The 18,192-nt window shown below is 36.8% G+C and carries 15 protein-coding genes; 3 read left to right on the forward strand and 12 right to left on the reverse strand.

Annotated elements, in window-relative coordinates; translation table 11 throughout:
• Window positions 1–198 precede the first annotated feature (198 nt).
• Together PECL_RS07905 and ychF are read right to left on the reverse strand one after the other, a co-directional pair.
• Entirely contained in the window at window positions 199–921 is a 723-nt protein-coding gene (locus tag PECL_RS07905; protein ID WP_014216063.1) for a DUF1129 domain-containing protein, read from the reverse strand.
• A gap of 15 nt (window positions 922–936) precedes the next feature.
• On the reverse strand, window positions 937–2,043 hold the full coding sequence (gene ychF / locus PECL_RS07910; protein WP_014216064.1) for a redox-regulated ATPase YchF: 1,107 nt from the start codon (window positions 2,041–2,043) through the stop codon (window positions 937–939).
• Between the two features lie 154 nt (window positions 2,044–2,197).
• Between ychF and PECL_RS07915 the strand changes: the two genes are divergently transcribed.
• Window positions 2,198–2,950 (forward strand): CPBP family intramembrane glutamic endopeptidase, encoded by a 753-nt coding sequence (locus tag PECL_RS07915; RefSeq protein WP_014216065.1) that lies wholly within the window; start codon window positions 2,198–2,200, stop codon window positions 2,948–2,950.
• Between the two features lie 235 nt (window positions 2,951–3,185).
• Here the strand turns inward: PECL_RS07915 and PECL_RS09770 are convergent, their stop codons facing one another.
• The 6 genes from PECL_RS09770 to PECL_RS07945 form a co-directional block, all read right to left on the reverse strand.
• A complete protein-coding gene (locus PECL_RS09770; protein ID WP_014216066.1) occupies window positions 3,186–4,973 on the reverse strand; it encodes a glycosyltransferase family protein in 1,788 nt (595 codons plus the stop codon).
• 409 nt (window positions 4,974–5,382) lie between these two features.
• Window positions 5,383–5,580 (reverse strand): DUF951 domain-containing protein, encoded by a 198-nt coding sequence (locus PECL_RS07925; protein WP_014216067.1) that lies wholly within the window; start codon window positions 5,578–5,580, stop codon window positions 5,383–5,385.
• 12 nt (window positions 5,581–5,592) lie between these two features.
• Window positions 5,593–6,444 carry a ParB/RepB/Spo0J family partition protein gene (locus PECL_RS07930; RefSeq protein WP_014216068.1) on the reverse strand — a complete coding sequence of 284 codons (852 nt, stop codon included), beginning with the start codon at window positions 6,442–6,444 and terminating at the stop codon, window positions 5,593–5,595.
• A 23-nt stretch (window positions 6,445–6,467) separates the two neighbouring features.
• Window positions 6,468–7,196, reverse strand: a complete 729-nt coding sequence (gene rsmG / locus PECL_RS07935) for a 16S rRNA (guanine(527)-N(7))-methyltransferase RsmG (protein WP_014216069.1) — start codon at window positions 7,194–7,196, stop codon at window positions 6,468–6,470.
• A gap of 279 nt (window positions 7,197–7,475) precedes the next feature.
• Entirely contained in the window at window positions 7,476–8,936 is a 1,461-nt protein-coding gene (locus PECL_RS07940) for a UDP-glucose--hexose-1-phosphate uridylyltransferase (protein WP_014216070.1), read from the reverse strand.
• The gene (locus PECL_RS07945) at window positions 8,926–10,110 is read right to left on the reverse strand and encodes a galactokinase (protein ID WP_014216071.1); all 1,185 of its coding nucleotides are present in this window, start codon (window positions 10,108–10,110) and stop codon (window positions 8,926–8,928) included. The genes PECL_RS07940 and PECL_RS07945 overlap by 11 nt, the downstream gene beginning before the upstream one ends.
• 168 nt (window positions 10,111–10,278) lie before the next feature.
• On the opposite strand from PECL_RS07945, the gene PECL_RS07950 reads away from it, so the two are divergent.
• Together PECL_RS07950 and PECL_RS07955 are read left to right on the forward strand one after the other, a co-directional pair.
• Window positions 10,279–11,052 carry an alpha/beta hydrolase gene (locus PECL_RS07950; protein WP_014216072.1) on the forward strand — a complete coding sequence of 258 codons (774 nt, stop codon included), beginning with the start codon at window positions 10,279–10,281 and terminating at the stop codon, window positions 11,050–11,052.
• A 21-nt stretch (window positions 11,053–11,073) separates the two neighbouring features.
• The gene (locus PECL_RS07955) at window positions 11,074–12,000 is read left to right on the forward strand and encodes an alpha/beta hydrolase (RefSeq protein ID WP_014216073.1); all 927 of its coding nucleotides are present in this window, start codon (window positions 11,074–11,076) and stop codon (window positions 11,998–12,000) included.
• Between the two features lie 79 nt (window positions 12,001–12,079).
• On the opposite strand, the gene PECL_RS07960 is transcribed toward PECL_RS07955, so the two are convergent.
• The 4 genes from PECL_RS07960 to PECL_RS07975 all read right to left on the reverse strand — a co-directional run bounded on the left by PECL_RS07960 (window position 12,080) and on the right by PECL_RS07975 (window position 18,038).
• Entirely contained in the window at window positions 12,080–14,275 is a 2,196-nt protein-coding gene (locus PECL_RS07960) for an alpha-galactosidase (protein WP_014216074.1), read from the reverse strand.
• Between the two features lie 117 nt (window positions 14,276–14,392).
• Window positions 14,393–15,400 (reverse strand): LacI family DNA-binding transcriptional regulator, encoded by a 1,008-nt coding sequence (locus PECL_RS07965; protein WP_014216075.1) that lies wholly within the window; start codon window positions 15,398–15,400, stop codon window positions 14,393–14,395.
• 31 nt (window positions 15,401–15,431) lie between these two features.
• Window positions 15,432–17,138 carry a DUF2075 domain-containing protein gene (locus tag PECL_RS07970; protein WP_014216076.1) on the reverse strand — a complete coding sequence of 569 codons (1,707 nt, stop codon included), beginning with the start codon at window positions 17,136–17,138 and terminating at the stop codon, window positions 15,432–15,434.
• Between the two features lie 60 nt (window positions 17,139–17,198).
• Window positions 17,199–18,038 (reverse strand): MurR/RpiR family transcriptional regulator, encoded by an 840-nt coding sequence (locus tag PECL_RS07975; protein ID WP_014216077.1) that lies wholly within the window; start codon window positions 18,036–18,038, stop codon window positions 17,199–17,201.
• Window positions 18,039–18,192: the final 154 nt, after the last annotated feature.

The raw sequence follows: 18,192 nt of genomic DNA on the forward strand, positions 1-18,192 counted from the left end.
CAGTTCCCTCCGTTCAACAGCCTGTGAAAACTTTGACCTAACCCGTCATAAGCTCTGTCCAAGGCCTTATAGCCGAAATGAGCTACATAAGCCAGCCCCTTCCGGTTAGCCTGCAACATGAACCATGACCAAGCCCGTCATAATTCATGTCCCTTGCTAATTCTCAGGGACTAAACGGCTTACTTCACTCTCTCTTTTTTAAATAAATCCCCCGGTAATTCCGTACCTTCTCCTTAAGTACCAACGAGCCCCAAACGTTACTACCGCAATAGCAATATATCCAGCGGGTGGTAATAGTGGGTTAATTGAACTTGGTAGTGCCGCAAACAGTGTGTAACATGAAATCCAAACCAAAACAGCCAAAACCGTCATACCAATTTGTTTCCATAATGAAGGACGTGGTGCCTTCTTATCCGGATAAAGAACTCGGTACACATATCCCATCCCTAATCCACCTACAGCAGAAGTTAAAATAATTGCCAAAAATCCGGCAGGCCCAGGGGTTTTAGCAATAGTTTGTGGCTGAAACATGCTCATAACCGCATACATTGCTGAGAACAACGCAGCAAAAATCAGTGCATTATCTAATGATCTAAACCAATAATTATCATTTTGCGATATCGCTTCTTTTTTGGGGCCCCGAACAATCTCTTCAACGCGCTCGCTAGGCGTTCCAAAAATTTGACGTGCAGTTTGACCGCTTTTTTGTCCATCTAGTAATTGCTTCTCAGTATCATGGATTGCTTCTTCTTGTTTTTCATTATTCAAACCCGAATTGGCGATTTCTTTACGTAACTTAAACATGAAATCAGCATTACGCTTAGTCAATCCCGTTTTGGATGCAGTCACACCTGTATCTTGTTCTTTATTTTCCACTTGTTCCTCTTGTTTATCCGCGTTACGTGGCTTATTATCGCTCATCTTTTAACCTCTCCTTTAAACATTGAAACGGAATTCAATAATGTCCCCATCTTGAACTAAATAATCTTTACCTTCCAAACGAAGTCGTCCCGCTTCTTTAACACCCTGCATGCTTCCATATTTATCCAAATCATCAAATGAAACAGTTTCAGCACGAATAAATCCACGTTCAAAGTCTGAATGAATAACTCCAGCAGTTTGAGGAGCTGTCATTCCCTTTTTAAAAGTCCAAGCGCGGGTTTCTTTTCCACCAGCCGTAAAGAAAGTTTGTAATCCTAGCAAATGGTAAGAAGCGCGAATCAAACGATTCAATCCAGGTTCTTCAATTCCTTCGGCCTCGAGAAAATCGGCTTTATCTTCATCTTCTAATTCAGCAATTTCTTGCTCCGTTTCAGCCGAAATACCCAATACTTCAGCCTCAGGATCTTCTTGTGCAACATAATCCTTAATAGTATTAAAATATTTTGAACTTTCGGGCTCTGCCATATCGTCTTCAGCAATGTTAGCAACATACAACACTGGCTTCGATGTAAGTAAGAACAATCCCTTAACGATTGATTGCTCCATTTCGTCAAACTCAATTGTTCGGACGGCTTTACCCTCTTCTAGAACTGGCTTGATTTTTTCTAAAACAGCCAACTCAGCCACAGCGTCTTTATCTCGTCCTTTTGCCGCTCTTTGCACCTTTGAAATCCGTTTATCAATAGCATCCAAGTCCGCTAGGCTCAGTTCCATATTAATTGTTTGAATATCTTCAATGGGATCTACTTTTCCAGAAACAGTTGTAATATTATCATCATCAAAAGCTCGCACAACGTGGACAATTGCATCTACTTGGCGAATATTTTCAAGGAATTTATTACCTAATCCTTCACCTTTGCTTGCCCCTTTAACAATTCCAGCAATATCGGTAAATTCAAAGGTTGTATGCACAATCTTATCGGCAGGAATAATCTCCTGAATTCTATCCAATCGGGCGTCAGGGACTTCAACCATCCCAACATTAGGATCAATTGTGGCGAACGGATAATTCGCCATTTCAGCCCCAGCCTTCGTAATTGCGTTAAATAGTGTTGACTTACCAACATTAGGTAATCCAACGATACCAGCGGTTAATGCCATTTTTACACACTTTCCTTCCAAAATTAATTCTAACTAATATTCTAGCAAAGAAACGCTCTAATTCCTATGCAATAACCAATTAAAAGTGATAGACATCCTTAAAAAAATACTTTAATCTTAAATATGATTAAGCAATTTTGAGGGGAGAAGTTTTATGAAAAAAGGAGCATGGGGTTCAATTTTTGTTACTTGGATTGTTGCACTCATTGCAGTTATACTGCTCAGCCTAGTAGGTGGATCATCAATTAGGCCAACTTCTTGGATGGTAATTTTAATTCGAGAGTTAATCTTAATAGCTATTGCCTATTGGCTAAATAAAAACTGGGTTGGTGAAAAAGTTTTATTTGATTCCACAGTAAGCATCAAAACAGTATTTGTTTTAAACATCCCCACATGGTTTCTTCTGATTAGTGCAATTAGTAATGTGGTTGCTGGATCTGGTCACATAGATCGCATACCACTTGCGTTAGCCGTCGGTATTGGTGCCGGTGTTTTTGAAGAGTATTTATTCCGTGGAGTCATTCTACGAGGTATACTCAAACTTAGCAGCGGACCCCATCAAGTATGGAATGCCGTACTAATCTCCAGCTTTATGTTTGGCGTCAGCCATATGGTAAACATTGGCCACCAAGCGCTAGAACCAACCGTCGTTCAAGGCGCGAGTGCTATGATACTTGGATTATTTTTGGCAGCTCTTTACCTCCGAACAAAAAATATTATTTGGCCGATGCTGTTCCACGGGCTAAATGACTTTGGAGCTGTATATGTAATTGGATCGGCAAGTTGCACTAGTAATTTAGATCCAACACGTCTAATTGGAGAATTCATTGTTTTAGGTGGATTAGCTATTATTTTCTTAAGAAAATCACAACGATCTAAAATTCTAGATCCTGATTATTTCCATTAGAGTTGTTTGCTATTATTACAACTTCATAAGTGAAAATGGCGACCTTAAGTTAAAAATAACGTAAATTAATTTATACTTGTCTAAAAAATTTATATAATATTTACATAGAGCATGCTTTACAACACTTTTGATTTGGCTTTGTTTACCAACAATTGTAGTGTAAAAGGGTATGCTTTTTTAATTATAAGAGAGGGCACCGAACTACACCAATGAACAGAAAAAAAGACTACTGAATTCAGTAGTCCACAACATTATCATCATAATCTCCACGTTTCATCCATAGTAAAATTAAACTGAAAATTCCAAACAAATAACCTATTACTGAAATTACCAATAGTCCGATATGTTTCGAGCTATCCGCAACAGAAACCAATATCTTACTGCTACCTGCTGGTAACTTTGTCTTCAACTGACCTTCTGATCTCCAAAACACAGTCTTTTTACCATTAACTTTCACAGAAAAATCAACGTTTTTATAGCCAACAACCGGAATTTTAACAACTCTAGCGTGCTTTTGCTTAAATCCAAAAACAGCCTCTTGATCGGTCGCTTTGAGATTTTTGAAACTCTCTGCACCCTTAAAATCAAAATTTGCACGTAAATTGTTAAGATGAATTAACTCAGCCCCGCTTGTTTTATAACTAACTTTTCCAACGCTATTACTTTTTTCTAAATGATATTCATATAACTGCCGATCACCAGTATTGGCTTCATAATTATTAGACGTTAGATAATGCAATTTATCCGTTTTAACCTTAATGCTGGGCTTCGTATGTTTTTTAGCCCATAAATAATTTTCTCTAAACCTTTGATGAAGTTGATATGTACCCATTGTTCCAATAAAAAAGATAAACATCGACATAACTACCATGAAAGGACGCACTGCAGTACTTGTTCGATTAAAGAATAATATCAGTCCAACCGTAAAGCATATTGCAACAAGCACTAAAAAACGCATTAAAAATTGGAAAAGTTGAACCGGAGTTCCAATCAACCTAGACCACGGGAACCAATCTTGTAATAATATCAACATAACCACACTGCTGAGAATCCAAGGACTCCAATTCTCAGGCTTGCTAATCTGGGACATTGAGATCAGCAGAATACCTAACAACATCATAATTGCAAAACCCATGTTTGCTCCGTTACCACTTTGCGTAAAATCATTAGACATCATTTTGGAAAAAGAAATCCCCGGGTCAAGCGCAATCACTGAAGGTGCAGGTGATACCATCTTATTATAGAAAGTAAAAACAATAATATTGTAAATTGAATAAATTGACATCACAATAGCTAGCAAAGCACTATACATCAAAAACCTGACTTCACTCCAACTCGCTTTAATTTGTAAAATACGTATTATTTCAACCACTAAAATAAACATTGCTGCCATAACTAATGACAAAACATGAGAATTAGCAATCAAACTCATTCCGAATGCAACGTATAAAATGCCACTCTTTTCATGATTCCAAATCTTGAATAATCCTAGTAAAACTAACGGTAAAAAAGCATATCCAAATGCCTCTCCCAGAGCTACCCTTGCGTACATAACTTGCAAATGATACGCGTTAAACTGATACGCAAAAACACCCAACCATTGTACCCAGCTATCATCAGATAAATACTTAGCTAACAAATATGTATTAAAAATCGTTATCAAGTTTAAAATAAAAAAGCCTGAAGCAAATGCCAATATCACATTATGTAAAATCACCTTAGGAATCACAAAAATAAGCAAAGTTATCCAAGGATACATGGCATTCAGCGCCAATCCTTGATGACCAAATCCAATAAAATTAATCAGGCTTGGCACTCTAAAGTTTTTTACAGCTTGAAACACAGATTCAATTCTAGCAATATGCACCATACCATCATAACTATTAGCAAAAAAATGGCCGGAAAAAGCTGAATAAACCGATAAAAAAGCTAATATTACAATAAATAATAATGAAAAAAGGGTATGCCCACTAAATCGCACAATATTTCTAGTTGGCACGCTATGTCTACCAACTCTATTCATAAATAACTCCTCCTAATTAAAAAAACAACCCACACAAGCATTAAACAACGCTTATACAATGATACTTTAATTTGAGTTATCGTGGTAGTGTTTTTTAAATTCCTTGTACATGCATCAACGAGGGTAAAATTTCTTTCCCTAATAAAAAAGCTGAGAACCAAGCACTTCAGATTCCCAACATAGCAAGTTAACATTTTATCCAAAAAACAGCGACAGCTTATAGAACATAGCTTATCGATACAGTCAGGTTACCTACTGACTTCAACCACTTTTTATGCCCCCCACTATCTAGTTTAGATCGTCTCATCTCCTATACTATCTTAAAGTAGAACAGCATTTGAGTTATAAAAAAAACAATCTAAGTTTAGATTGTTTTTTTAGCTCGAAGGCACATAGACCATTCGCTTTACTATTCTTCTACATTCTCTTTTAAAATTTTCTTAAGCTTTCGTTCAAAATCTCGCCTCGGCAACATAACAATGTGTCCGCAACCCAAACATTTAAGCTTAATATCCATTCCCATCCGAACGATTTCCCATTCATTCGTACCGCAGGGATGTGGCTTTTTCATTTGTACAATTGTGTGTAGTTGGTATTCTTTATTCATACTATCCACCTCTTAGTCCAACGAGATATTTAAAACCTCTAAAATACGGTCCAAATCCTCCATTGATTCATACTCGATTTCAATTTTACCGTGTTGTCGTGATTTTGTAATAATATTTGCCTTGGCACCCATTTTATCTTGAATTCGTTCTTCTAATTCAACAATAAATGGTGATTTTTTTTCTTGCTTGTTCACTTCAGTGCTAAACGTTTTTTCTTTAACATTTAAATTATTAACAATCTCTTCTAGTTGGCGAACCGTCAATCCATCTCGAATAGTTTTCTCTGCTAATCGCTGAATTTGAGAAAGTTGTTTCAACCCTAACAACGTTCGCGCTTGGCCCATCGAAAGTTCCCCACTTTGAAGCTCCTTTTTTACTTGAAGTGGCAATCCCAACAACCTTAAATAATTTGCAATGTAAGGTCTACTTTTTCCGAGACGTTCTGAAATTTGTGCTTGAGTTAAATGCAAATTTTGGATCAGGCTTTGATATGCTTCCGCTTCTTCCAAAGGTGATAAGTCTTCACGTTGTAAATTTTCAATCACAGCGGCTTCCATCGTATCTTCGTCCGAAAAATTGCGAATAATTGCCGGTACTTTTTTCAATCCTGCGATAATACTAGCACGGTAACGCCGCTCACCAGCGATTATTTCATATCGGTCAATCCCTGGTACAGGTTGTCGTAAAATTAAAGGCTGATAGATCCCAGACTTCTTAATTGAACTTGCTAAATCGTTTAGTTTAGCCGTATCAAAAGTTTGCCTCGGTTGAAAGGGATTCGGACTAATTAGATCAGTATCGATCAACTCATATTGCCCCTGTGACGCATTTTCGATTAATTTGTTAATACTCTTCTGCTCCATTTTAAATATTACCCTCGATTGCTTTAGCTTCCAATTGGTTCCTTATTCGGTGTTCCAGGCTTACGTGGATATTTATTTGGCGTTTGGCGTGTTTTATTAACCACGATCAAATTACGAATATCGCCATCTACTGGTAACTCAAATTGCCGATTTTCGATAACTTTTCCTCCCAAAACAGAGATAGCTTCCTCTCCCTCGGATAGTTCTGTTTCAGAATTAGCAGCCTTCAGTGCAATGAAGTAGCCATCTATCTTGGCCAGTGGAATGCAAAGTTCACTCAACACGCTGAGGCGGGCAACAGCTCGGGCCGTCACAACATCAAATTGTCCACGATACTCTGATCGTTTGTTTCCAAACGTTTCTGCCCGATCATGAATTAGTGCAATATCGGTTAAGTTTAATTTTGCCACTAATTCATTTAGAAATGTAATCCTTTTACTCAATGCGTCTACAATCGTTATTTTTAAATCTGGTCTTAAAATCTTAATGGGTAGAGACGGAAAGCCGGCTCCCGCTCCCACATCACAAATCGAGGCACTATCCGCAAAATAAGTTGGTGTTTCTAATAATGGTGTTACTGAATCGTAAAAATGTTTCAAGTAAACGTCCTTCTTATCAGTAATCGCCGTTAAATTAACATTTTCGTTTGTAGCAATTAGAAATTCAAAATAGACTTCAAACTGTTTCATTTGTTTATCGCTTAAGTCGTAACCAAATTTTTGTAATGCTTTTCTAAATTCTTCTGGACTCATTTTACTCTCCCTGTGAAACATTTTCATTGTTTCATGCTCAATTCCACTCTACCCAATAATTAGTTAGATTTCAAGCCTCATCCTGCTTTTTTAGCTGTAAATTGCAAACAACAAAAACAAACCCTAAATAATGAATAGTCATCATTTAGAGTTTGTCTCGCCATTTTTTATAAACTTTCCGTGACTAGATATCCATAATCTCGGGTATGATTATATAGCTAAAACCCAAATTTGATTTCTGAACCGAATAACGGAAATATGTGAAATAAGTCAGTCTCTTTAGATTAATTTATCTAAAAAGCGATTCAATGCTATTTCACCGCTTTTATTTTGCTTAAAGACACCCGCATCACTCAAGACCCGCTCAAAAACTTCTCCCACACCATTATTAATTACTTCATCAACATTTTGCAACGTGATTTGATTATTTTTCTTTAGTTCCTCAGCCCATTTAACATGATATTTGGCAATTTTATTTGGCTGGTCCAATAACATTTTACGAACCTCTTTTAGTTCGCCTAATAACCGTGGTGGAAGAATGGCTCTTCCCATCACTTCAATTAAACCTATATTTTCCTTCTTTATGTGTTGCACATCAGGGTGCGGATGAAAAATTCCATCAGGGTATTCTTCAGAAACTTGATTATCCCGCAGAACGATATCAATGACGTATTGCTTTCCAATCATATACGCAATAGGTGTCACGGTATGGTGCCGTTCGTCATTTACCTCGGCTCGAACATCTACACTTTCATCTGTATACAGATTCCATTTCTCACGAACCCACTCGGCCGCATCTTCTAACTGTTCAGCGTTTTCACTCTCTAACCGAATATCCGTCATCGGCCACTTCACAACTCCCGCACTAACTCGATTAAATTTGTTTGGCAAATCAATCTTCTTAACCACTGGTGCCTTCATCATTGGGAACTGGTGATGACCGCCTTGATAGTGTTCATGACTTAACATCGATCCACCAACGATTGGCAAATCAGCATTGCTCCCTACAAAATAATTTGGAAATTTTTGAATGATTTCAATTAAATTGGCAAAAGTCTGACGGTTAATTATCATCGGAATATGCTCGTGATCAATAAAAATAGCATGCTCTGAAAAATAGGCATAGGGCGAATATTGAAAACCCCATTCTTTTTTCCCAACTGTTATTTTAACAATACGATGATTGCTACGTGCCGGGTATCCGACCCTTCCTAAATAACCTTCATTTTCAAGACAAAGTTGGCATAGCGGATAACTATTTTCTTTTTCGTGAGCAGCCTGTGCTATTACTTTTGGATCCTTTTCAGGTTTTGATAAATTAATTGTAATCTCTAAACCATTTGCCTCAAACTCAATATTTTTGGCAATGGCTGCCACTTGTATGTCATTTTCGGCTCTACAAAGGTTATAAAAATAATCCGTTGCTTTCGAACTTCCCTTTTGAGCATAAATTTCATTAAATGTTCGGTTAATCACGCTTGGCTGGGGAGTAATTAAATCCATTAATTGACTGACCAGGATTTCTTTTTCAGTAATTGATCCTGATATTTTATTATTTTGAATTGCAATTTCGATAAATGCTTTGCAAATTGCAGTGGGCGTTCCGTCTGTTTCTATCGGCTTTAATCTATCCCCCACTAAAGCACGAACCCTATTTGTTATATATAATTGATCGTCTTCTTCAACCGCTTTAGTTTGCTCTCCAATTTTAAAAAGTCCTTGTAACGCATCAATTTTCATTAGATTCTCCATTATATTTATGTGGTCCATCCACAATTTGGGTTTCATAGAAATCGGCTGCATATCCAAATTGTTCTTTATATTTTGGCCCAATTTGTTTAATCAAACCATCAATTTGATCTTTTTGAACAATTGCAATAGCGCAACCCCCAAAGCCTCCACCAATCATTCTTGCACCGAGCACACCATCAAACTTCCATGCAGAGTCAACAAGAAAATCCAATTCATCAGCACTGACTTCATAATCATACTGAAGCGAAATATGCGACGCATTAACGAGACGACCAAATAATTCTAACTGTTTATTATCAAGAGCCTTTTTTGCCTGAATTGTACGTTGGTTTTCAAAAACTGCGTGACGAGCACGGCTAATTAAAATACGATCGTTAATTAACGATGTGTATTGATCAAATTTGTTTACATCCAATTCACCGAGCGATTTAATATCAAGCTTAGTTTGCAAACGAACAAGTGCTTCTTCACATTCGGACCGACGCTCATTGTATTTTGAGCTTGCTAATTCATGAGGTTTATTGGTGTTCATAATTAATATTCGATAATCTCCCAAATCAATTGGAGAGTATTCATATTCCATTGTATTAGTGTCTAAAAAGATCGCCTGATCCTTTCGCCCCATTTCTACGGCAAACTGATCCATTATTCCAGTGTTTACACCGATATAGTTATTTTCAACCCGTTTACCCGCCTTCACGATTTCCAACGGATCAATGTTTAAGCTATATTCTTCGTTAAGGATTGTACCCATTAACATCTCAATCGAAGCTGACGAGGATAATCCAGCTCCATCAGGCAAATCACCTTCAAGGTAAAGATCAAATCCCGAAAACTTCTTGTCTGTTAACTTGCCAATTTCTAGAATCATTCCTCTCAGATAATTACTCCAACCGTATTTTTTGTCGAAGGATAGATTATCCACATCAAAACTGATCACTCCAGCGTCAGGTAAGTTATTTGAAAAAAGTTTAACGATATTATCTTCACGTTTAGCAAATGCACCATAGGTTCCTAAACCAATTGCACTTGGAAAAACATGACCTCCGTTGTAGTCAGTATGCTCTCCAATTAAGTTAATTCGCCCAGGTGAAAAATATAAAGAGTCATTTTCTTTACTAAACGTTAACTTAAAGCCTTCTAAAATTTGCTTAGTTTCCATTTTGCAATCCGTCCTCATTCTGTTTTATTTTAGAAATCGTTTTCAATGTTTATTTTACAATATTAATAATTCTTTTTAAAGTCTCAAACTGATTGAAATATAACAAACCTCATGGGATAATATTCATAATAAATGGTTAATAAACTTTAAGTAAATAGAGGTGTCATCATGTCATTTCATCAAAACAATTTTTTCTCTTCAATTTTAATGCGAAATGTTCCTGTAAACGTCATTTTACCCACCCCTACTGAAGCCGAACTTCAGTCAGGTTATAAATGGCCTACTATCTGGCTATTGCACGGATTAAGTGATGATGCCTCTGCATGGGCACGAAAAACTAATCTTGAAGCTTTAATTGATGCTGATTATCCTTTTGCAATTGTAATGCCACAAACTGATCGTGGCTTTTATAATAATATTAAGGATGGCCAGCAGTACTTTGACTTCATCTCAACAGAATTAATTGATTATATGCGTTACATATTTCCACTAGATTCCAGCCCAGATAAAAACATTGTTATGGGTAATTCAATGGGGGGATACGGTGCTTTACGACTTGGGTTAACTTTTCCAGACGCTTTTGCTGGGATAGTGGCACTGTCACCGGCTACGGACCTAACCGCATTTGAAAGAGAGCAGTCCGCCTTATTACCTGAATTCAATCTGATATTTAAGGACCAGGACTTAGAACATTCCTCAGTTGCCATACCATATTTACTAGAAAAGACTTCTTCTTCAACCGTTGCTCGCTTAAAAATTTATATGGCAACCGGCACTGCAGACTTTTTGCGTGAGATGGATCTACAAGCTCGAACCCGATTTGAAACAAAATTCAAAGATAATTTCACCTGGCATGAATCTCAGGGTCATCATAATTGGCGTCTTTGGAACAACGAGCTTCCCTCCGTTCTAGACTGGTGTACAGAAATATTTGACCAATAGCAATCACAGGAGGTTTATTCCGTGATATATTTATTTATAATTCTGGTAGGAATAATAGTAATAATCATTATTTTATCATTACTATTAGTTATTAAGGTGCAATTTCGCTCTAAAAACGATGGTAGTGACGAACGTCGTTTGCAACCCGCTATCAGTTCTACCGACTACTTTTTTAAAGAGAAAACATGGTTTAGGAACGTTCCCAAAGAAGTTTGGCACTTAATTTCTGAGGATGGAATCAAGTTGCAAGCTACGTTCATTAATCATAACTCTACTAAAACCGCTATTTTAGCACATGGGTACAGACAAGATGGTGACCAAAACGGTAAAGTTGCCGCCCTTTTCTATAATATGGAATATAACATTCTAATGCCTGATGATCGTGGCCATGGTAATAGTCATGGTAGATATATCGGATTTGGATGGCAAGATCGTAAAGACTACCTTAGTTGGATTACTCAAGTGATCAATCAACTAGGAAGCAATCAAAGTATTATTTTATGGGGCGTTAGTATGGGTGGTGCAACCGTATTGATGACAAGTGGTGACTTAAATCTTCCTACACAAGTTAAAGGGGTAATTGCTGATTGTGGTTTCACCAGTTTAGAAGCTGAATTGAAGTTTCAGTTTAGTCTTCGTCAAATTCCTAGTTTTCCCGTTCTCAATATCGCAAGTTTCTTATCAAAAGTGCTCATTGGATACAGTTATCCTGAAGCAAGTTCCATGACACAGCTTAGTAACAATAAATTGCCTATCTTATTTATTCACGGCGCTAAAGACAAGTTTGTGCCCTTCTCAATGCTCAACGAAGTAATCAATAGCAATGCCGGTACCAGCCAATGGTTAGTAGTTTCAAATGCAACACATGCAAACGCTTTTCGAACCGATCCAATTGCATACACTAGTGCCGTTCGTAAATTTTTATTCAATATCAATATGCTAAAATGACCATTTCCACATAAAAAGCTCTGCACAAGTAGCCAACCTCTTCAGTTTTGACGGACTCGCACAGAGCTTTTTAATTATGTTATTCCTCAATCAACTTAAAATATCGAACCTCTGAAATAAAGTCATCCATTTCCTTGGGATCATTATATAAACCAGCGTTCATTAACTCGTCTCCACCAAAGATTTGCCCGGTTGCCTCTTCTAAGTAGTCTCCATCAGATACGAGTCCCCTCAACTTGGTGATAAATGGTAGTTTTCGGGCATCAGCTAGTGTCTTAAATGTGAAGAGTAATACCTCATTTTGCTCCGAATTCACAAATTCCCAAGCCGCCTCATTAGAATCAAACGGTGATTTCAGGCGAATAAAATTACCATATTGAATTAATCTGCGATGCTTTTTATAAAATTCAATCTGAGTTTTAATGATATCTTGTTCTTCATAAGATAAGGTTGCTGGATCAAGTTCATACCCTAAAACACCACTCATCGCAACATTCCCCCTTGTTTCAATGGTGGAAATTCTGCCGGTTTGTTGGTTAGGTGATTCTGATACATGGGCAGTCATTGATGAAATAGGGTACGCTAGCGATGTTCCGTATTGAATTTTTTGACGAGCAATTGGATCTGTATTATCAGAGGCCCAGCTTTGTGGAGCGTAGTAAAGAATTCCAGCATCAAAACGACCGCCGCCTCCGGAACACCCCTCGAATAAAACTTCGGGATAATTTTCGGTTAGTTTCCTCATTAATTCGTACAGTCCAAGTACGTAGCGATGAAAGATCTCGCCTTCTTGATCTGGTTCAACCCCTAAAGAATATACTTCACTTAAGCTGCGATTCATATCCCATTTAACGTAATCTATATCAACATCATCGAGCACTTTGCTAAATTGTTTATATATATTTTCAACTATATCCGGACGACTAAAGTCTAAAACAAATTGTTCACGCGATGGTGAAAGTCCCCTGTTAGGTTCCTGCAACGCATAATCCGGGTGAGCACGAAATAGATCAGAATTTTCCGAAATCATTTCAGGTTCAATCCATATTCCAAATTGCATGTCATGATCATGCACCATCTTGGACAGCTCCTCCAGTCCGTGCGGTAACTTTTCCTTGTCCACGTGCCAATCGCCTAAGGAAGAATTATCTTTATCGCGATGTCCAAACCATCCGTCGTCCAGAACAAACATCTCAACTCCCAATGGTTGAGCATCTTCAACAATTTTCTGAATCCTTTCCTCGTTGAAATCAAACATAGTTGCTTCCCAATTATTGATTACAATTGGTCGTTCAGTGTATTGATAGCGTCCTCTTGCTACCCGTTCTCTCAAAAGATGATGATACGCCTGTGACATTCCATTTAATCCTTCATTGGAATACGCCAAAATAACTTCTGGTGTTTGAAAATGTTCAGTTGATCCTAGTTTCCAATCAAAATTCAACTCATTGATGCCAGCAACAATTCTTGTCTGTCCAATTTGATCGGATTCAACCGTGATTTGATGATTACCTGAATACACCAGCATAACTCCGATTGCTTCGCCTTTAAATTCATCAGTATTAGGATCAACAACCGCAACAAAGGGATTCATTTGATGCGAGCTAGTTCCCCGTTTACTATCAAACTGTAATATTCCTTGTCGAATTGCTTGTCGTTGTACTTGTCGTTCTGAAACATGAGCGCCTGGTAATGAAATTACCTCACGTTTTTGACTAGCTAAGTCAAGCTGCATTGAGGCAATTTTTTCTATATTAATGTCATATTCAGCTTCATTAATTAATTCAACATTTCTAGTAATAACAGGACGATTTTCATAAATTGTATAACTCATTTTTAAAACTAGTGGCACTGTTGATCCTGTTAACGTAATAATAAGCGTCTGTGCTTCATCATCGTGCACAACATATGAACTAGGGAGTCCATCTAGTTTGGGCTTTCCATTAATAATTTCATAGGACCGGTAGCGAAAATCAGTACTACGTGACCCGTTATTATTTCTAATAATAATAGCAGGTGTTCGGTAATCTCCAGTATTGTTTCCAGAGTATTCTTGTAACAAAGCATCCTTGGAAAAGTTATGGTTTGTAGAAAGTGGCAGATTACCTGAAAAACCCCGATTAACCTGCGGATATTTTCGTTCTCCATGATAATTGCGGATGCGTTCTCCAAAATACAAATGGCTTAATAAGTTTCCTTCCTCGATAGAAAGCAAATATGAAACTTGTTCATTATGTAAATGGAAAACACGTGTTTCAGCATCGAATTCAATCACGATAGTATCCTCCAAAGTATTGTTTAAGTATCATGGTAAACGTTTAGTAATTTAATGTCAACGCTTTCATTTTATTGGTGAAAAAGATGCTTCGCTATTCAGCTTAGCATCTCAATTTTAAATACTTTCCCTTTTATTCAAATCCGATGGAACCATCACCCTGATAGGTATTTCGCGATGGTAGAACAATCGATCCCGGATTAAGCGGATTGCCATTTTCCCCATTTCCTCGCTGCCTGGTTTCACAGTTGATAACGACGGAACCATATATTCAGCAGTTTTTACATCATCAAAACTGAATATTGCAATTTCTTCCGGTATTTTTTTACCTTTTTTTTGCAATCCTCTATAGACCCCGATTGCCAATGGATCACTTGCGACCACAACTGCTGTCACTTCAGGATGGTTTTTAAGCAACTCATCCGCAGCTGTCACACCGCTTTCAGTTGTCCAATTGGAGCTAATGATAATCTCTTGGTGTTTCTTAGACTCCATCCACTCCACGTATGATGTTTCACGAATATCTCGCAATACCTGTGAACTTTGACCATTTTCGTCAACGAGTGTAGCATTTCCACCAATATAAGCAATTTGTTGATGCCCTTTGCTTGCAAGGATGTCCAATTCTTCTTTAATTTGATACTGAAAATCATTCTCAATCACATCATATTTAGGAAGGAAGCGGTGTTCATCTACAACAATCAAATTTTTATTTTGTTCATAGATTTTATTCAACGATTCTTCCGTTAGAGCACCAATCACAACCACTCCGCCGTATGACGCAAGTCTTTCGTAATCAAAGTCAGCCTGTGGAAAGCGGATCAAATCCATAATCCGCACTCCCCACTCGGCAGCCTCCTTTTCAACACCATTTCGAATTGAAATAAAATATGGCTCGTTAATTTCACTATCTTTTGACAGAGTTGTGATAATCACAATACTTAAACGATCAACAGATTTACTTTTAACTGAGTTTTTAGGATTATATTGTAATTCATTTGCGATTTCTAAAATATTATTACGGGTTGCCTCTGAAACTGAAAATTTCTTATCACGATTCAAAACGCGTGACACAGTTGCCTGTGACACGCCAGCAATCTTGGCAATTTCGCGTATACCTGCCATGTGGAGTTCCTCCTTAAATAACCTTCCTTATTTACTCTAAATTGATTAATTTTTCTCTCAACTTATCGTCTTCCGCATAAATGTATAACCCCTTAATTCCACGTTTCATTAATACATTAACTGAATTTAAAACTATTTGTTCCTTTGCTTTATCTAAATTCTGAATATCATTTCTGGATCTAAATGCATCTTTGTCTTTGTACTTTTCTATTCTAACAACAACCTGATCCTTTTTTTCATCAAAGGATAATGCCGAGCCCAGTATTACTCCTACATAATCTAAGTCCGCCCCTTGAACGCTGTAAATTGATCCTGCTTCATTTATAGTCTCACTTCGTTCTGCCCAAGCAATTTTATCGTTAGTAGTATTCCATGGTAGTTCTAAGTCTTCAGTCTTTACACTATAAACGATTTCATTACCATTTTCATCCTTCGTACCAGCCTTGGTGGGAGAAAAATCATAGTCAAACGTAGAAACCATTCTAGATAATTTATTTTCTTTATTCTTATCTTTTATTATTTCATACATCTGCTTGGCTAAAGAAAAAATTCTAAAATCAAATTTATCATCTTTTTGAGGTAAGGAATCAATTTTTTTATTTTCTATAAAATCATTAATCCAATCAACAACTTGACTATTTGCCTTCATTCTAAACTGATCTGTTAAATGAAAAACATCATGATTGGGATGTTTTTTTAATAATCTGTCGATGTCTTTAGAATCCCAGTAACTTTTAAGTTTTAAATACTGATGTTGATCAAAAAACATCACAGTAACCTTACTATGTTTTATTATCTCCTCAAGTTGATTGTCATGGCGAAATCCATTATATGCATCACTTTTTGTTAGTAATAAATGTGCTTCATCTATAAAAGTTACATCAGCCTCTTTTATTTTTCCTTTTTCCATCGAGTTGATGTACTCCGTGGGTTTCTTAATAAACTTTTGTTGCAAATTTGGTAATTGCCGCGCCAAGTTTTTATAAGTTTTTAACATTTCTTTGTGGTTAACTAACAGATAATTATTTGTTTCATTCAACACGTCACTGCTTGTTTCACTTTTTGCTCTATTCTGAATATCTACATATAAAGAACTCAAAACAACACTTTTCCCGACGCCTGCTTCACCAAGTACAATAAAAAGTGCATGCTCTTTTTCATTCGCTGGATTTTTAAGGTGATCTTCAACAAAAGAAATAACCTTGTCTTTCAATTCTAACTGGGCATCCGAAAGTGATTTAAAAGGAGAAATTTTATAAACGTCTGAATTCTTAATTGCGTCTTCATTTTTTTCAAGTATCTGTCTTTTATTTAAACTACGAACAATTTCAGACAGCACCTCAGTTTCATAATAATGTTTATGATAGTAGTCACTAGTTATCGTCATTCTGGTTTGTTTTGTATTTTTCAATGAATAGCCATCACCCAGAAAATAGTTAATCAAGTCCGTCTCAAGATTAACTGTTGCTGACTTATTAAATTTTTCATGCCCTAAAATCGTCATTGTTTTGAATCTTTTAAATAAATCTTTTTCTCTTTTATTATTAAGATGTTGCCTTGTCCTTTTATAAACCGATGTAGTTTCACCAATGTAGGCTTCTTTTCTAAAACGTTTATATAGAATATACAAAACTGGAAAATCTTTTATAAAACGATCTTCACTTTTGTCTAAATAACTTTTAAAATGCTCCGTATACGGAGTATCTAAGATATGAACACTAGGCTCTTTCTTTCCCATTTTTATTGCTAACCTTCATTGTATTTATGTCTTCTGTATTATATCTTAAGATCTACTAATTTACTTAAACCAATCCCCAATAACATCCCTAGACCGCCTCAACTGCTCTGCATTTTTCTCAAAGCCTCTCGTCAAATACGCATAATACAACAAATCCACCACGTACAGTTGTGCCATTAATGAGGTTGTTGCAGCCGTTCTCAATTCCGTGTTTTCTTCACTGTCATCATGCTCCAACACAATATTTGAACGCCGTGCTAATTTACTTTTAGCATTGTGCGTAATCGAAATTACGGGCACTTTAAGGGATCGCGCTGCTTCTGCAAGTTTTTGGCTTTCTATCGTTTCTCCAGAATTCGAAATCAACACCAAGATTGATTGTGGCTGGGTTAATCCCACCGCAATTAAATGGGTGTCCATCGTTTGTACAACTGGTTTCCCAACTCGAATAAACTTTTGTTGTAAATCAGCAGCCACTATATTAGAAGCTCCTAACCCGTATGCGTACACATTGCTTGCCTTTTCAATTAATGCTGCGGCTTTCTGCACCTCATCCACGCCCAGCACAGCATTAGTTTGCTCAATTGTACGTCCGATTCTAAACTCCATCTTTTGTTTAACTACTTTCAAACTGTCATCAGGATCAATTTCCGTATACAAATTATCGTCTACTTTAATTTCAGACGATAATTGAATTTTTAATCCTGGCAAACCATCTTTGCTTAAATTCTTTGCTAGGCGAACAACCGTAGCAGAACTAACGCCCGCCTTATGCGAAATTTCATCCGCACTCATTTTGATCGTTTCTTGCGGGTGATCAATAATAAATTGCGCCACTTTTTTCTCTGACTTTGAAAAATTATTTAATTGACTGTGTAACGCGAACAATACGCTTTTCATGATTACTATCTCCAGTACATATCAACTTATGCTTATTATAGCAAAGTAATCACTTTACCGACTTATGCATTCCCACGTTGGCTTAGTATTATGGATCAAAAAACGATCTATAAACAATGAATAAATCATCATTCATAAATCGTCAACTTTTCAT

This window comes from Pediococcus claussenii ATCC BAA-344 (genome assembly GCF_000237995.1).
GTDB lineage: Bacteria > Bacillota > Bacilli > Lactobacillales > Lactobacillaceae > Pediococcus > Pediococcus claussenii.

What these genes read in the sequence shown, in the direction of transcription:
- PECL_RS07905 (WP_014216063.1), bottom strand. Translation starts at nt 921, where the DNA reads ATGAGCGATAATAAGCCACGTAACGCGGATAAACAAGAGGAACAAGTG.
- ychF (WP_014216064.1), bottom strand. Translation starts at nt 2,043, where the DNA reads ATGGCATTAACCGCTGGTATCGTTGGATTACCTAATGTTGGTAAGTCA.
- PECL_RS07915 (WP_014216065.1), top strand. Translation starts at nt 2,198, where the DNA reads ATGAAAAAAGGAGCATGGGGTTCAATTTTTGTTACTTGGATTGTTGCA.
- PECL_RS09770 (WP_014216066.1), bottom strand. Translation starts at nt 4,973, where the DNA reads ATGAATAGAGTTGGTAGACATAGCGTGCCAACTAGAAATATTGTGCGA.
- PECL_RS07925 (WP_014216067.1), bottom strand. Translation starts at nt 5,580, where the DNA reads ATGAATAAAGAATACCAACTACACACAATTGTACAAATGAAAAAGCCA.
- PECL_RS07930 (WP_014216068.1), bottom strand. Translation starts at nt 6,444, where the DNA reads ATGGAGCAGAAGAGTATTAACAAATTAATCGAAAATGCGTCACAGGGG.
- rsmG (WP_014216069.1), bottom strand. Translation starts at nt 7,196, where the DNA reads ATGAGTCCAGAAGAATTTAGAAAAGCATTACAAAAATTTGGTTACGAC.
- PECL_RS07940 (WP_014216070.1), bottom strand. Translation starts at nt 8,936, where the DNA reads ATGAAAATTGATGCGTTACAAGGACTTTTTAAAATTGGAGAGCAAACT.
- PECL_RS07945 (WP_014216071.1), bottom strand. Translation starts at nt 10,110, where the DNA reads ATGGAAACTAAGCAAATTTTAGAAGGCTTTAAGTTAACGTTTAGTAAA.
- PECL_RS07950 (WP_014216072.1), top strand. Translation starts at nt 10,279, where the DNA reads ATGTCATTTCATCAAAACAATTTTTTCTCTTCAATTTTAATGCGAAAT.
- PECL_RS07965 (WP_014216075.1), bottom strand. Translation starts at nt 15,400, where the DNA reads ATGGCAGGTATACGCGAAATTGCCAAGATTGCTGGCGTGTCACAGGCA.
- PECL_RS07970 (WP_014216076.1), bottom strand. Translation starts at nt 17,138, where the DNA reads ATGGGAAAGAAAGAGCCTAGTGTTCATATCTTAGATACTCCGTATACG.
- PECL_RS07975 (WP_014216077.1), bottom strand. Translation starts at nt 18,038, where the DNA reads ATGAAAAGCGTATTGTTCGCGTTACACAGTCAATTAAATAATTTTTCA.